Origin of the sequence: Aestuariivirga sp. (assembly GCF_047600585.1) — a bacterium.
GTDB lineage: Bacteria > Pseudomonadota > Alphaproteobacteria > Rhizobiales > Aestuariivirgaceae > Aestuariivirga.
Genome location: NZ_JASGKP010000001.1, coordinates 1,361,610 through 1,376,896, shown reverse-complemented (window position 1 = coordinate 1,376,896; position 15,287 = coordinate 1,361,610). Strand labels below are relative to the sequence as shown.

The 15,287-nt window shown below is 60.9% G+C and carries 13 protein-coding genes and 1 tRNA gene; 6 read left to right on the top strand and 8 right to left on the bottom strand.

The window, feature by feature from the left end; genetic code table 11:
• Positions 1–90 precede the first annotated feature (90 nt).
• Together sbmA and QM801_RS06685 are read left to right on the top strand one after the other, a co-directional pair.
• Positions 91–1,335 (top strand): peptide antibiotic transporter SbmA, encoded by a 1,245-nt coding sequence (sbmA, locus tag QM801_RS06690; RefSeq protein ID WP_415018431.1) that lies wholly within the window; start codon positions 91–93, stop codon positions 1,333–1,335.
• Between the two features lie 166 nt (positions 1,336–1,501).
• Positions 1,502–1,577, top strand: a tRNA-Val gene (locus QM801_RS06685).
• 145 nt (positions 1,578–1,722) lie between these two features.
• On the opposite strand, the gene QM801_RS06680 is transcribed toward QM801_RS06685, so the two are convergent.
• Positions 1,723–1,998 carry an HU family DNA-binding protein gene (locus QM801_RS06680; RefSeq protein ID WP_415018430.1) on the bottom strand — a complete coding sequence of 92 codons (276 nt, stop codon included), beginning with the start codon at positions 1,996–1,998 and terminating at the stop codon, positions 1,723–1,725.
• Between the two features lie 139 nt (positions 1,999–2,137).
• Here QM801_RS06680 and QM801_RS06675 point away from each other — a divergent pair, with 139 nt between their 5' ends.
• Positions 2,138–2,779 carry a LysE family translocator gene (locus tag QM801_RS06675; protein WP_415018429.1) on the top strand — a complete coding sequence of 214 codons (642 nt, stop codon included), beginning with the start codon at positions 2,138–2,140 and terminating at the stop codon, positions 2,777–2,779.
• 95 nt (positions 2,780–2,874) lie between these two features.
• Positions 2,875–3,225, top strand: coding sequence for a carboxymuconolactone decarboxylase family protein (locus QM801_RS06670; RefSeq protein ID WP_415018428.1), 351 nt, complete (start codon positions 2,875–2,877; stop codon positions 3,223–3,225).
• 36 nt (positions 3,226–3,261) lie between these two features.
• Here QM801_RS06670 and QM801_RS06665 read toward each other — a convergent pair whose 3' ends face one another.
• The 4 genes from QM801_RS06665 to QM801_RS06650 form a co-directional block, all read right to left on the bottom strand.
• Positions 3,262–4,056 carry a hypothetical protein gene (locus tag QM801_RS06665; RefSeq protein ID WP_415018427.1) on the bottom strand — a complete coding sequence of 265 codons (795 nt, stop codon included), beginning with the start codon at positions 4,054–4,056 and terminating at the stop codon, positions 3,262–3,264.
• Between the two features lie 114 nt (positions 4,057–4,170).
• A complete protein-coding gene (gene lon / locus QM801_RS06660; RefSeq protein WP_415018426.1) occupies positions 4,171–6,606 on the bottom strand; it encodes an endopeptidase La in 2,436 nt (811 codons plus the stop codon).
• Positions 6,607–6,739: 133 nt separating this feature from the next.
• A complete protein-coding gene (gene clpX, locus QM801_RS06655) occupies positions 6,740–8,020 on the bottom strand; it encodes an ATP-dependent Clp protease ATP-binding subunit ClpX (protein WP_415018425.1) in 1,281 nt (426 codons plus the stop codon).
• A 339-nt stretch (positions 8,021–8,359) separates the two neighbouring features.
• Positions 8,360–8,992 (bottom strand): ATP-dependent Clp protease proteolytic subunit, encoded by a 633-nt coding sequence (locus QM801_RS06650; protein ID WP_415018424.1) that lies wholly within the window; start codon positions 8,990–8,992, stop codon positions 8,360–8,362.
• Positions 8,993–9,161: 169 nt separating this feature from the next.
• On the opposite strand from QM801_RS06650, the gene QM801_RS06645 reads away from it, so the two are divergent.
• On the top strand, positions 9,162–9,872 hold the full coding sequence (locus QM801_RS06645) for a hypothetical protein (protein ID WP_415018423.1): 711 nt from the start codon (positions 9,162–9,164) through the stop codon (positions 9,870–9,872).
• Between the two features lie 97 nt (positions 9,873–9,969).
• Positions 9,970–11,199: a hypothetical protein gene (locus tag QM801_RS06640; protein ID WP_415018422.1), complete on the top strand. Its 1,230-nt coding sequence runs from the start codon at positions 9,970–9,972 to the stop codon at positions 11,197–11,199.
• 5 nt (positions 11,200–11,204) lie between these two features.
• Here QM801_RS06640 and ilvD read toward each other — a convergent pair whose 3' ends face one another.
• From ilvD to QM801_RS06625, 3 genes are all read right to left on the bottom strand, one after another.
• Complete coding sequence (gene ilvD / locus QM801_RS06635; RefSeq protein ID WP_415018421.1) at positions 11,205–13,043, bottom strand: dihydroxy-acid dehydratase; 1,839 nt, start codon at positions 13,041–13,043, stop codon at positions 11,205–11,207.
• 288 nt (positions 13,044–13,331) lie between these two features.
• Positions 13,332–14,456 carry a hypothetical protein gene (locus QM801_RS06630; protein ID WP_415018420.1) on the bottom strand — a complete coding sequence of 375 codons (1,125 nt, stop codon included), beginning with the start codon at positions 14,454–14,456 and terminating at the stop codon, positions 13,332–13,334.
• Entirely contained in the window at positions 14,456–14,977 is a 522-nt protein-coding gene (locus QM801_RS06625) for a hypothetical protein (protein WP_415018419.1), read from the bottom strand. The genes QM801_RS06630 and QM801_RS06625 overlap by 1 nt, the downstream gene beginning before the upstream one ends.
• Positions 14,978–15,287 lie beyond the last annotated feature (310 nt).

Genomic DNA, 15,287 nt, shown 5'->3' with positions numbered 1-15,287 from the left:
AAATCTCCTAACAATCTCGTCAGTTGCCCGCGAGGCTTGTGCCCGCCTATGGTCCCCGCCAGTCGTTCCGGCAACAGAAAGATTCGCCTGATGTTCAAATCCTTCTTCCCGAACCCCAAGCCGTTTTTCCTTTCGGCGGCGGTCTACGCGCTTGCAGCGGTGCTGTTCTGGTTCTTCGTATGGAAGGGCTTCGGCGTGGCGATCGGCTGGGGCCTTCAGCCGGGCGAACAGGCCATGATCGGCGTCTCGGTTTTCTGGTCGAAGCCGTTCCTCTGGTTCTATCTCTACTACATCATCGTCACGGCCATCTTCGCCACCGTCTGGTGGTTCATCCACCCGCACAAATATTTCCTGTGGTCGGTGCTGGGCTCGGCCCTCATCATCTTCACCACCTACTATCAGGTGGAGGTGAGCGTTGCGATCAACGCCTGGTACGGCCCCTTCTATGACCTGATCCAGGCCTCGGCGGCCAAGTCCCGCCCCACGCCCATGTCGGAATATCTCGAGCAACTCTGGATCTTCATGACCATCGCCTGCATGGCGGTAGTCATTGGCACGCTGACGCGCTTCTTCGTCAGCCATTATAACTTCCGCTGGCGCCAGGCGATGAACGACTTCTATATCGAGCACTGGCAACGCCTGCGCGGGGTGGAAGGCGCTTCCCAGCGTGTGCAGGACGACACCATGCGCTTCACCTCCACGCTGGAGGGTCTGGGCGTGTCCTTCATCGACGCCATCATGACGCTGATTGCCTTCCTGCCGGTGCTGCATGCGCTGGAAAGCAACATCACCGACCTGCCGATCATCGGCGCCATCCCCTATCCGCTGGTCACCGCGGCAATCCTCTGGTCGCTGTTCGGCACTGGGCTGATGGCTGCAATCGGCATCAAGCTGCCGGGCCTCGAGTTCCGCAACCAGCGTGTGGAAGCCACCTACCGCAAGGAGCTCGTCTACGGCGAGGACGATCCCAACCGCGCCCAGCCGCCCACCGTGGCCGAGCTTTTCCAGCAGGTACGCAAGAACTATTTCACGCTCTATTTCCACTACGTCTATTTCAACATCGGCCGCATCCTCTACCTGCAGACCGACAACATATTCCCGATCATCGTGCTCCTGCCCACGCTGGTGGCGCAGAAGATCACGCTCGGCCCCATGACGCAGATCCAGAACTCGTTTGACCAGGTGCGCTCGTCGTTCCAGTTCCTGATCAATTCCTGGCCGACGATCATTTCGCTCATCTCGATCTACAAGCGTCTCCGCGCCTTCGAAGCCACGCTGGAGGGCAAGGACCTCGGCGCCATCGAACATGAGGCCGTCACCGAGGCGACGGGCTGAGGCGGAGGATCGCGCGACGCATCACAACGGCCGGGACCAGCGTTCCAGCCGTTTTGCTTTCAGGAGCGGGGAGAAAGCCGAGGCTTGAATCCGATGCTTGAATCCGGGGGGCCACTGGCCTATCACGCGGGCCTTCCGGACGGGGCCTGCGGCCTCACCGTCCCGGGGGCGATTAGCTCAGTTGGTAGAGCGCTTCGTTTACACCGAAGATGTCGGGAGTTCGAGTCTCTCATCGCCCACCATTCCCCCACGCAGCTCCACAAACAAAATGCCCCACACGTTTCTGAGGGCGTGCGGGGCTGATGTGAGTTTGTTGTCTCGATGTGTTGCTTGGTCCCCTGCGCGTGTCCCCCCGCCGTTGCCGAAGCCCCGGAGGACAACGTTGCGCTAGCTGTTCACGGCCTCCTTCAAAAGTTTCCCAGGTTTGAACCGGGCCCTTTTGGAGGCCGGCATCTTGATGACTTTTCCGGTCTTGGGATTGCGTGCCTCGCCCCCCTTGCGGCGCGACACGGTGAACACGCCGAATCCCATCAGGCGCACGTCGTCGCCCCCCTTCAGCGCTTCAATGATGTTCTCGATGGTCGCTTCCACGACTTCTTCGGCTTCCCCGCGCGTCAGCTTGGTGTCGTGGGCAACCTTGGCAATGAGTTCGCTCTTGTTCATGAGCGCAGCACTCCAGTAGAAGGGTGGAACGCAACAAACCTTGCCGTGGCCTCACCTTGAATTGGATTGCGGGAGATTCGCAAGTTTTCCCTGCGCTTCAGACGCGGCTTTCAGAAAATTCCACAAGGCACTGTTTTTCATGACTTTTCTTCCGGACCTGACGACCTTCCTGACCTACTCTCTGGCCTCCATGCTACTCTTCATCACGCCGGGTCCGGACATGAGCCTGTGGCTCTCGCGCACCATCGTTTCAGGCCGCAGGGCGGGCATCGCGGCGATGGCGGGCACGCAGATCGGCTGCGTCGTGCACACGGCTCTTGCGGCCTTCGGTGTCTCGGCGCTGATTGCGGCCTCGCCCACCGCCTTCACTGCACTCAAGATCGTCGGCGCACTCTATCTGCTCTGGCTTGCGGTCGATGCCATCCGCAACGGCTCGTCGCTGAACGTCCGTACCGAGAACCAGCCCAAGGCCACGGCGCTGTCGAGCTTCATCCTTGGCGTCACCGTCAATCTCACCAATCCCAAGGTGGTGCTGTTCTTCATCACCTTCCTGCCGCAGTTCGTTTCGGCGAGCGACCCGCACGTCACCGGAAAGCTCCTCTTCCTCGGCCTCTACTTCGTCGCCATCAACACGCCGCTCGCCGCCCTGCTCATCTGGGGCGCGGAAAAAGTCGTGACATGGCTCAAAGCCCGGCCCCTCGTGCTACGCGGCGTCGACTACAGCTTCGCAGGCGTCTTCGCCTTCTTCGCCTTCCGCATCGCGATGACGCAAGGAAGATGAGCGAGGGACGGTGACACCTCATCACCGTTTGCGCTGGATCAATGCCCGGCTGCCACCGATCGGCGATCACTCCTAATATATTAGGAGTAACGAATATGCAGAATGACTGGCCGGCCTATCTCGCGGGCGTCTCCGCCCGCATCAAGGAAATGCGCACCGAGCAGCCGGATGTGATGAAGGCCTTTTCCGGCCTCGCCCAGGCCGCGCTGAAGCCGCAGGCCCTCGACGCCAAGACCAAGGAACTGATCGCACTGGGCATCTCGGTTGCCGTGCGCTGTGATGATTGCATCGGCTTCCACGTGGAGGCCGCCCTCGCCCACGGCGCCAGCCGTGCCGACATCATGGAGACGCTCGCCATGGCGGTCTACATGGGGGCCGGTCCCTCGGTCATGTATGCGAGCCACGCGCTCGACGCCTACGCGCAGATGGCGGAGACTAAGGTGTGAACTCTCAAACTCTAAAGAGTTTCGCGTACGCGCTCTTCATTTCATGTCCAGCCGATAAAGTGTGAACAGGGCCTTTTCTACTGCAAGAGGTCCACTGGATGAGTTGTCATCGGCAGGTCCAACCAGAATAGAAAGGTAATTTGCGGCATATATGTCCGAGCAACCCTTGCTGGTGGGCGAGTAGTCATCTTTGATGATGCCATCCTCATCGTGACGTTTATTTGCAAGGGACGGATCGACAATAAGTCGCGCCCAGCCAATGTCATAAGCGGGCAGATTGCGCCGTTCCAAGCTCTCCACACAGAGTCGATAGAACTCACGCTTCTTCGACTTTGTGCGATGGAGATTGATGACGCATTCCATCTTCGAGTAGTGCCCCACTACAACAGACGGCACATTTTTTATCTTCGAACACTTTGCACTATGAACAGAGAGCTTCTTTGGACGAACGCCGCCCTTTGGGCCGCATGAGGTAGCAGGTCTAAATGCCTCAAATGTCCCTTCGGCATGAGCATTGTAAACCTGCCCTACTTGCAACCGAACAAAAGCCGGCTTGAACAAACAAAGACTGCACTTGCCAGCATCAACGCTTTCTTGCCCCGATGGGGTTGTGACTGTGACGGCGCTTTGAGAGGAATGACTATTGCATATTTGATAGTCCGCCAAACCATCACTCGGAACGCTGCCAAGTCTACCGGGACGGACGGCAAGAAATTTATCGCCAGCTGTAGCCAGATTGGTCCAATGGCCAAGGGACGTTCCGGGCATTCCATCCGCCCACGCCCCACTGATTGTCACCAGCCACAACACAAAGCCCAATGCGTATTTCATGATGTCCTCCCCTCATTCCCCGGCCTCAAGCTGGCATCGCGGCTGGGATCGGACAACAAAAAAGGGAGCAGTCCGAAGACTGCTCCCACTGGAAAGATTTCCCGTTCTGGCGGGTTAGTGAACGGCGCCCTCGCCATCGGCCGGGGCCGACTTGGCGCGGGCCGCGGCGGCGGCTTCTTCCGCCTCCTCGTCCCACACGATGGGCGTCGGCTGGCGGACAAGCGCGTGCTTCAGCACTTCATCCACATGCGACACGGGCACCAGCTCCAGCCCGGACTTCACGTTGTCCGGAATGTCGGCCAGGTCCTTCACGTTCTCCTGCGGGATCAGCACCTTGGTGATGCCGCCACGCAGTGCCGCGAGAAGCTTTTCCTTCAGGCCGCCGATGGGCAGCACGCGCCCACGCAGCGTCACTTCGCCGGTCATGGCCACGTTCCTGCTCACGGGAATGCCCGTCAGCACGGAGACGATGGCGGTTGCCATGGCGATGCCGGCCGAGGGGCCATCCTTCGGTGTCGCGCCTTCCGGCACGTGCACGTGGATGTCCTTGCGGTCGAACAGCGGCGGCTTCACGCCGATCGAAGGCGCCCTGCTCTTCACGTAGGACGAGGCAGCCGAGATCGACTCCTTCATCACGTCGCGCAGGTTGCCGGTGACCGTCATGCGGCCCTTGCCGGGCATCATCAGGGCTTCGATGGTCAGCAGTTCGCCGCCCACCTCGGTCCAGGCAAGACCCGTCACCACGCCGACCTGGTCCTCGCGCTCGGCTTCGCCGAAGCGGAACTTGGGAACGCCAAGATAGTCGTGAACCACCTCTTCGGTGACCTTCACCTTCTTCTTCTTGGCGATCATCAGGTCCTTCACCGCCTTGCGGGCAAGCGTGCTCATCTCGCGTTCGAGATTACGCACACCGGCTTCGCGGGTGTAGCGGCGGATGATCTCGCGGACGGCTTCGTCCGTCACCTCGAACTCCTTCTTCTCGAGGCCGTGGTGTTCCATGGCCTTGGGGATCAGGTGGCGGCGGGCAATCTCGGCCTTCTCATCTTCCGTGTAACCGGCGATGCGGATGATTTCCATGCGGTCCAGAAGGGCCGGCGGAATGTTCAGCGTGTTCGACGTGGTCACGAACATCACGTTCGAGAGGTCGTATTCCACCTCGAGGTAATGGTCCATGAAGGTGGCGTTCTGTTCGGGATCGAGCACCTCGAGCAGGGCCGCCGACGGGTCGCCGCGGAAGTCCATGCCCATCTTGTCGATCTCGTCGAGCAGGAAGAGCGGGTTGGACTTCTTCGCCTTCTTCATCGACTGGATGACCTTGCCGGGCATCGAGCCGATGTAGGTGCGGCGGTGACCGCGGATTTCGGCTTCATCACGCACGCCGCCCAGCGACATGCGGATGAATTCGCGGCCGGTGGCCTTGGCGATCGACTTTCCGAGCGAGGTCTTGCCGACGCCGGGCGGGCCGACGAGGCAGAGGATCGGGCCCTTCAGCTTGTTGGTGCGGGCCTGCACGGCGAGATACTCGACGATGCGTTCCTTCACCTTGTCGAGGCCGTAGTGATCGGCATCGAGCACGTTCTGGGCAAATTCCAGATCGGCCTTCACCTTGCTCTTCACGCCCCACGGGATCGAGAGCAGCCAGTCCAGGTAGTTGCGCACCACGGTGGCTTCGGCCGACATGGGCGACATCTGGCGGAGCTTCTTCACTTCCGCATCGGCGCGCTCGCGCGCTTCCTTGGACAGCTTGGTGTCCTTGATGCGCTTCTCGAGTTCGCCGAGTTCGTCCTTGCCTTCCTCGCCGTCGCCGAGTTCCTTCTGGATGGCCTTCATCTGCTCATTCAGATAGTACTCGCGCTGCGTCTTCTCCATCTGGCGCTTGACGCGGCTGCGGATGCGCTTCTCCACCTGGAGAACCGAGATCTCGCCTTCCATCAGCGCGTAGGCCTTCTCCAGCCGTTCATCGACGGTTTCGAGTTCGAGGAGCGCCTGCTTGTCGGGGATCTTCACCGCAAGGTGCGCGGCAATCGTGTCAGCGAGCTTGGCAAAGTCGGTGATGCTCGACAGGTTGGCCAGCACTTCCTGCGGCACCTTCTTGTTGAGCTTCACGTAGCTTTCGAACTGCGCTGCGGTCGAACGCGCCAGGCCTTCCGTTTCCTTCTCGGTCACGGGCGGATGCGGCATCACGGAGATTTCGGCTTCGAAGAAATCCGTGCGTTCGGTGAACTTCTGGATGCGGGCGCGCTCAAGGCCCTCCACCAGCACCTTCACGGTGCCGTCGGGAAGCTTGAGGAGCTGCATCACCTGGGCAAGCGTGCCCACTTCGTAGATTGCGTCCTGCGCCGGATCATCGTCTGCCGGGTTGCGCTGTGCCACGAGCACGATGCGCTTTTCCTCGCGCATCACCTCTTCCAGCGCCTTGATCGACTTTTCCCGCCCGACAAAGAGCGGCACGATCATGTGCGGGAAGACGACGATGTCGCGAAGCGGCAGAACCGGAAGAACTTCGACCGGATTTTCCGCGGAGGACTTTTCTGTTGTCTTCTTGGCCATTTTCATTCCCTGCTGCAGGCTGCGCGCCTGCTCATGCGGCCGGGCAACTCATCAGCCCGGCACTCAACTTCGGAAGCGGATGTGGCGTCTGGTTAAGGGTTCTTCAAGACCCACTTCCAGACGCGCGCATTCGTCAGGCGGTGGCGTTGGCCACCTTCGCCGCGGGCTGCTTCTCGCGGTCGGAATAGATGAGCAGCGGCTTGGCATCGCCTTCCACGACTTCGCGCGAGATCACCACTTCCTCCACACCGGTCATGCCGGGGAGGTCGTACATGGTATCGAGCAGGATGCCTTCCATGATGGAGCGGAGGCCGCGGGCGCCGGTCTTGCGTTCGATGGCGCGGCGGGCGATGGCGCGCAGCGCCTCGTCCGGGATCGTGAGCTTCACGCCTTCCATCTCGAACAGGCGCTGGTACTGCTTGACGAGCGCGTTCTTCGGCTCGGCAAGGATCTGCACCAGGGCGGCTTCATCGAGGTCTTCCAGTGTCGCGGTCACCGGCAGGCGGCCGACGAATTCCGGAATGAGGCCAAAGCGCAGGAGGTCTTCCGGCTCCAGCTCGCGCAGCACCGCACCGGTGCGGCGGTCGTCGGGGGCGCGCACCGTGGCAGCAAAGCCGATGCCGGTACCCTTCGAACGCTGGTTGATGATGCGCTCGAGGCCGGCGAAGGCGCCGCCGCAGATGAACAGGATGTTGGTGGTGTCGACCTGCAGGAATTCCTGCTGCGGATGCTTGCGGCCCCCCTGCGGAGGAACCGAGGCCACCGTGCCTTCCATGATCTTCAGCAAGGCCTGCTGCACGCCCTCGCCCGAGACGTCACGGGTGATCGAGGGGTTGTCGGACTTGCGGCTGATCTTGTCGATTTCGTCGATGTAGACGATGCCGCGCTGGGCCCGCTCGACATTGTAGTCGGAGGCCTGCAGCAGCTTGAGGATGATGTTCTCCACGTCCTCGCCTACGTAGCCCGCTTCGGTGAGCGTCGTGGCGTCGGCCATTGTGAAGGGCACGTCGAGGATGCGCGCCAGCGTCTGGGCCAGCAGCGTCTTGCCCGAGCCCGTGGGGCCGACGAGCAGGATGTTCGACTTCGCCAGTTCCACGTCGTTGCCCTTCTGGCCGTGGTTCAGGCGCTTGTAGTGGTTGTGAACGGCGACCGAGAGGACGCGCTTGGCGTGGTCCTGGCCGATGACGTAGTCGTCCAGCACCTTGCGGATTTCCTGCGGGGTGGGAACGCCATCCTTGGACTTCACCAGTGCCGACTTGTTCTCTTCACGGATGATGTCCATGCAGAGCTCGACGCACTCGTCGCAAATGAACACGGTTGGCCCGGCAATCAGCTTGCGCACCTCGTGCTGGCTCTTTCCGCAGAAAGAGCAGTAGAGCGTGTTCTTGTTGTCGCCGGAAGCTGCCTTGCTCATGTCTTGTTCCTTGTCTTACCGCCGGGTGTGCGCCCGGTCGGGGGTCGACCACCTCTTCATACGCAGAAAGTGGCCCAAAAGTGTCTCATAATAGACCAAATGTCCGACTCAAATCCAGCATGCCGCCCCGGAGGTTAATCATTCCTTGCCGCATCCCGCCATGCACAAGAAGGATGGCTTGGAAATGTGGATAACGGCAGGGTTCCCGCAAGGTTGCCCGCAAGGCTGATGGTGCGAGACCGGCGCTTGCGCGCGGAGGCTGCGGGGCCGGTCTCGAGTGTATTCTCAAGACCCGCCCCCAAGATGCTGTTATGCGGACGGTTTCCCAGTTCGCGCGCCTTACTTCTGGTCCTCGGGAAGCTGGCGCTGCGCCTTCACCTCGTCGATGAGGCCGAACTTCACGGCCTCCTCGGCGCTCATGAAGTTGTCGCGCTCGAGGGCATCCTCGATTTCCTTCACCGTGCGGCCGGTGTGCTTCACGTAGATTTCATTGAGCCGCTTGCGGAGGTTTTCCACGTTGCGGGCATGGATGAGGATGTCCGTCACCTGGCCCTGGAAACCGCCCGAGGGCTGGTGGACCATGATCGAGGCGTGCGGCAGGGCGAAGCGCATGCCCTTCTCGCCGGCGCAGGAGAGGAGCGAGCCCATCGAGGCCGCCTGCCCCATGACGATGGTCGAGACCGGGCAGCGGATGAACTGCATGGTGTCGTAGATCGACAGGCCCGACGTGACGACGCCACCCGGCGAGTTGATGTACATGGCGATTTCCTTCTTCGGGTTCTCGGCCTCGAGGAAGAGAAGCTGCATGCAGATCGAGGCGGCCATGGTGTCTTCCACCTGGCCGGTCACGAAGATGATGCGCTCGCGCAAGAGGCGCGAGGGAAGATCGTACACGCGCTCGCCCCGGGCTTCCTGCTGAATGACGGAAGGCCAGAATGCGGCAGTGGGGGCAAGCGGATCAAAGGTAGCCATGGAGTCTCCGGGCATCGGTTGGGAATCAATCGTGTGTCTCGAACACATAGATAGGTGAGGCCCAAACAAATCGCAAATTCAGCGGATTCCCACGGTTAAGCAACGCCTTGGCGGACGCGCGCCTTGGACCGAACCGCGCCTTAACGCTTGCCTGCTAAGGGTTTGCTCCATGACGGCGTTCAATCCCCTGCTTCAGCTTGTCTGGGTGATCCCGGTGGCGATCGTGCTCGGCACGATCCGCCAGGCCGTGCGCGCCAAGCGCCGGGGTGCGGGTCCGCGCTGGGCCGATCTCGGCACCCTGCAACAAATGGGCGTCGTCGCCGGCCTTGCCGCCACCGCCCTCCTCGCCCTTCTCGCAGGCCAGATCCGGACGAGCCAGCACGAAGGCATCCTTCGCCAGCAGTTCCACATTCCGCAGGAGGTGGCGCTGGAGCACTTCAGCAGCCAGAACAAGATGAGCTACCGCCCGCGGCTTGAAGCCGTCGTCCGCTTCGATGACGCAGCCTATGCGGCCTACGCCACGAGCCTCGGCAATGCCGCCCTGTGGTCACCCGTGCCGTTCCGCTATGCGGGCGGCGGCGACATCACGCCCGCCGTACGCGGCAGCGGCTTCATGTGGTACGGGCTTCCCTACCCCGGCTGGGCCGGCGACATCACCATGCGCTGGGGCTCGAACGCCATGGACGCAGCGCAATACGTGCGGAACGGCCGCTACTTCTGCACCGCCATCATCGCCGAACACTCCGCCACGCCCGATCAGCCGAAGCGCTTCACCGCGAAGGCCTGCCGTGATGTTCCACGCGGCCGCATCGCCGTTGCCGCCGTCCTGCTGGCCGTGCTCGATGCCGACAGCAAATCCCTCTACGCCACCATCTACTGAACAATAATCAGGCACTGCGGGCGGCTGATCCGCGCCGCGCGCCGCCACGGCCTTGCCGTTCAGCACTTTGAAACCAAGGAGACATATGTCTCCTTGCATGAGGTGGTTGAGAGCGATTGCGGCCGTGGCGGCCATCGCCCTGCCGGTGGCGTTTGCCCCGGCGGCGGTGGCGGCGCCCAATTGCACCGGCACCGTGCTCAACACCAACGGCAGCTTCGAGACGCCAAACAAGGGTGCGGCCGTGAACTGGTATTCCGAACCCGCGGCCAACGTGCCGGGCTGGACCACGAGCAGCACCGCCTTCGAGATCTGGGCCAACAGCTTCAACGGCGTCGTTCCCTACCAGGGCACGCAGCTGAACGAGATGAACTGGAACGCCGCGGACACGCTGACCACCACTGCATTCACCGTCCAGCCCCGCGCCGAACTTCGCGTCTACTGGGCCCACCGCGGCCGCTCCACCACCGAGACGGCCAACCTGCAGATCAACACGGCGGGCGGCGCCACTCTCCTCAACTACGGCGACTTCAGCACTGCCACCGGCGCCTGGGTGCTGCGCAATGCGACGACCGTGATGGGCACCAGCGCCACCAGCGTGGTGCTGCGCTTCCAGGCGATCACGCCCGGCAGCATCGGCAACCTCTTCGACAGCGTCGAGGCCTGCCAGACCTACATCACCCTGACCAAGACCCTGTTCAGCAAGGTGGACAGCAACGCTGACGGCCGCGACAGTGCCGGCGACACCCTCACCTACCAGTTCGCCATTTCCAATCCCGCCGGCAACGACCGCAGCCTCTCCGCCGTGCAGGTGGTGGACGACCGCATCGGCACGGTGACCGCCGCCACCTACCGCGTCTCGGGCGATACCACCGCCAACAACCAGCTCGATCCCGGCGAGACCTGGATCGTGCGCGTGCCCTACACCGTGACGCTTGCCAACATGGATGCAGGCAGCGTCACCAACACCGCCTATGCGCAAGGCAACACGGGCGCCAACATCATCCGCTCGCCCGATGCGGTGCTGACGACGCCGCTCACCCGCGTGCCGGGGATCTCGCTGGCCAAGACGGCGTGGCGCGGCGGCGTGCAATTGTTTCCGGGAACGCGCGTCGCTGTGGGCGATGCCATCGAATTCCGCTTCCAGGTCACCAATACGGGCAACACCACGGTGAACGGCATCGCCGTCGCCGAAACCGCCTTCAACGGCAACGGCCCCGCGCCCGTGCCCACCCTCGTCTCGGGCAGCACCACGCTCACACCCGGACAGAGCGCGCAATACGCCGGCAGCTACACCGTCACCCAGCGCGACATCGACACGCGCCAGTAGCCGGATCAGTCGAGGTCGCGGCGCACCGCGCCCTTGGCGGCAGAGGTGGTCATCGCGGCATAAGCCTTGAGCGCGTTCGTCACGTTGCGCTTGCGCTTTTCGGTCGGCTTGAAGCCCTTGGCCTCCTGCGCCTTGCGCCGCGCCGCCAGCACATCGGCGGGAACCGCGAGATTGATGGTGCGGTTGGGAATGTCGATCTCGATCGTATCGCCCTTCTCCACAAGCGCGATCAGGCCGCCCTCCGCCGCTTCCGGCGAGACGTGGCCGATGGAAAGGCCGCTGGTGCCGCCGGAGAAGCGGCCATCGGTCAGGAGCGCGCAGGCCTTGCCCAGGCCCTTCGACTTCAGATAGCTCGTCGGATAGAGCATTTCCTGCATGCCCGGGCCGCCGATCGGGCCCTCGTAGCGGATCACCACCACTTCGCCCGCCTTCACCTCGCTGTTGAGGATGCCGAGCACCGCCGCGTCCTGGCTTTCGAACACATGGGCCTTGCCGGTGAACTTCAGGATCGAGTCATCCACGCCCGCCGTCTTCACGATGCAGCCCTGCTCGGCGATGTTGCCGTAGAGCACGGCGAGGCCGCCGTCCTTCGAGAACGGCGTCTCGGTGGAACGGATCACGCCCGTGGCGCGGTCGAGGTCGAGGTCATCCCAGCGGCGGTCCTGCGAGAAGGCCACCTGGGTGGGCACGCCACCCGGAGCCGCAAGATAGAACTCGCGCACCGACTTCGAGTTGGTGCGGCGGATGTCCCAGCGGTTGATCGCTTCGCCCAAGGTGGGCGTGTGCACGGTATGGCACTGGGTATTGAGCAGGCCGCCCCGCTCCAGTTCGCCAAGGATGCCGAAGATGCCGCCGGCGCGATGCACGTCCTCGATATGGACGTCGCTCTTGGCGGGCGCCACCTTGCACAGCACCGGCACGCGGCGCGACAGGCGGTCGATGTCGGACATGGTGAAGTCCACGCCGCCCTCATGCGCCGCCGCCAGGATGTGCAGCACCGTGTTGGTGGAGCCGCCCATGGCGATGTCGAGGGTCATGGCGTTTTCGAAGGCCTGCTTGGTGGCGATGTTGCGCGGCAGCACGCTGGCATCATTCTGCTCGTAATAGCGCTTGGCGATGTCGACCACGAGGTGGCCCGCTTCCAGGAACAGGCGCTTGCGGTCGGCGTGCGTGGCCAGCGTCGAGCCGTTGCCCGGCAGCGAGAAGCCCAGCGCCTCGGTCAGGCAGTTCATCGAGTTGGCGGTGAACATGCCGGAGCACGAGCCGCAGGTCGGGCAGGCCGAGCGTTCGATCGTCGCCACTTCCTCGTCGGAATATTTCTCGTCCGCCGCCGCCACCATGGCGTCAACGAGGTCGAGCGCCACGGTCTTGCCCGAGGGCGCCACATACTTGCCGGCTTCCATGGGCCCGCCCGAGACGAACACGGCGGGAATGTTCAGCCGCATGGTGGCCATCAGCATGCCGGGGGTGATCTTGTCGCAATTGGAGATGCACACCATGGCGTCCGCGCAGTGGGCGTTGACCATGTATTCCACGCTGTCGGCGATGATCTCGCGCGAGGGCAGCGAATAGAGCATGCCGTCGTGGCCCATGGCGATGCCGTCATCGACGGCGATGGTGTTGAACTCCTTGGCCACGCCGCCGGCGGCCTCGATCTCGCGGGCCACCATCTGGCCGAGGTCCTTGAGGTGCACGTGGCCGGGCACGAACTGGGTGAAGGAGTTGACGACGGCGATGATCGGCTTGCCGAAGTCGCCATCCTTCATGCCGGTGGCGCGCCACAGGCCGCGGGCGCCCGCCATGTTGCGGCCATGGGTGGTGGTGCGGGAACGGTACTGCGGCATGGGGTCGATCCTGACTGATGTTTCAGCGGGCGTTTAGCATTGGGACAGCGGCGAGGCAAAGCCCCTCGCCCACCCTCAATGCACGCCCCGCCCATGCACCTTACGCAACGGGGTGGTGGGGCGGTTCAGGTGGGGGACACCGGGGGGAGCAGGCAATAGGCTATTTCGAAGGTATGATGTGTGAGGCTTGGGAGGCCCCAATTGCTAAGCGAGCAGGACCACAGGATTGCAGTCGCTATCCTTAACATCAAACCACGGCCCCGCGAAACAATTGGCTAGCTCCGCAAGTTACTCGAGAGCTTCAATGTCAACGAAAAGCAATATCTCTTGTTTGGTTTTGCGGCTGCGGCGGTATTTAATTGACACCAATTGGTTCACCATTGGCCCAATCAAGTCATCTACAACGTCACCGGTCTCAAAAATCTTGAGGTTTGTTTCAGCGGTTTGGACCACGATAAAATCTCTGTCCAAATCCAAACCCCTCAAAATTCCTTGAGCTGTAAAAACCTCATCTTGCAAAGAAGCCTTAGAGGTTGCGATTTCAGTTTGCACCACCTTTGCAATCTGATCTCGATTTTCTGCAGAAAGAACAACGGGAGGCACCCTTCCCATGGGTGATGAAATTTCGATCTGTTCAAACCTCCTGCCGTTTGGAGCAATGTTCCGAGCCATTTTCAAAAAGACATCACGATACTGCGAATCCGGCACCACAGCTGCCATGTCCTCATCTGGGGAAGCAGCCGCAGTACGTATTATCTCCAAAAGTTTAGAAGAGATGTCCTCGGCATCAATCGACCGCTTGAAGAGATCTGGCTGACGTTTCTCTTGTATAGCTACAATGAATTGGTAGCTGCCCGGTACAGTTTGAAATAGCCAAGGCACACACTGTTCAGCGATTTCATGTATCGGTTTGCCTCGACGTCTGAATGGAGTGTTAGAGACAAACTCAGCAGTTCTAATCACCAGGTTGGAGATTTCCTGAACTTTCTTGACGATTAGGTCTAGAGGAGCTCCGCCGCGCAAAACTTCCCCACCTCGCACTGAAACGAGAATGTTGCCCGGCGCAAAAGTAACAGACGACTTCACTTGTTCTTGCTTCTGCCAAATCAAGTAAAGGAGCGATTTCAATTCTTCATTTGCAAATTCGGGTAAGCGCAAATCAGCACAGAAACGATGCGCATAGTTTTCTGCCTCAGCTAATTCGTTTGCCTTATAAAACAACGAAACGACGCTCACTGCCGTTATGCCTAGTGTGCGAATTTTTTCCGGTGAAAGCGCGTTGTATGCGTCAAGCTCAAACTGCGCAGCCATTTTGAAACATTCTTCGGCAGCCTTAGCGTCTCCACGCCTAAGATTTACGTGGGCCATATCGGCCCAGCGTTGGCTCTCACCGTGGTTAGCGGCCCAAGTCATCAGGGAACATCCTCTATTGCTACCAAGAGCGCGGAGAACGATACCACGCTTGCAATAGCAGGCAGATTACTTTTTCCGTTGACGGCCTGCTGAACTTTCACTCTCAGCCTTCCTTTAACCGCCGCTTTGTTTCCTCGATTTATTCCAGAAACCTCAAGTCGAATGCAGTCCTCAAGATCTGCAGCGGTAGTGCCGGGCTCGGCCAAATAATAGTCTGCCCCCGTACCTGTTTCGGCTCGTGCCACCGCAACTAAATTCCGGACTTTGTTTATGGCAGCTATACAGATGGCATAGGCTCCGGCTTCAGTTGCATCAATTTCATTTGCATGCGCGGCCTTGAATGTGGAACTCGAAGGCCACTTGAGGCTAGCCAATTTGATCTGCCCCAAATTTTCAATATGAATAGTTTCAGGAGATGTGTGATGTCTGTCCAAACAGACACACAGAGCTTCACAGTAAAAATCAGCTACAGCTCTACTGATACCAGGGTTATCTCTGGATAAGTTTTTGATTTTGACCATGATACCGACTTCTCGTTCACCGACTACGATATATGATTGTTGAATTCTGTCTACCCTCACCAACCCGATAGTATTGACATCATAATCACTATAGACATATATTCCTCTCCGACAGTTCCGGAAAGGAGGGACAGTGTCGAAAGTGTCTCCACATTGCCGGACCTGTGCGCAGCGCCTGCGGAGGAGAGGTCACGACACACCTCCCCTTCCCGGGAGCCGGAAGGATGACCCTTGGAGACTACGCTCCAAGCGCGGATATCCGCCCGCTACGCCTCGACCGCGGCCTGGCCTTCGGGCCCTGGAGCGCCGC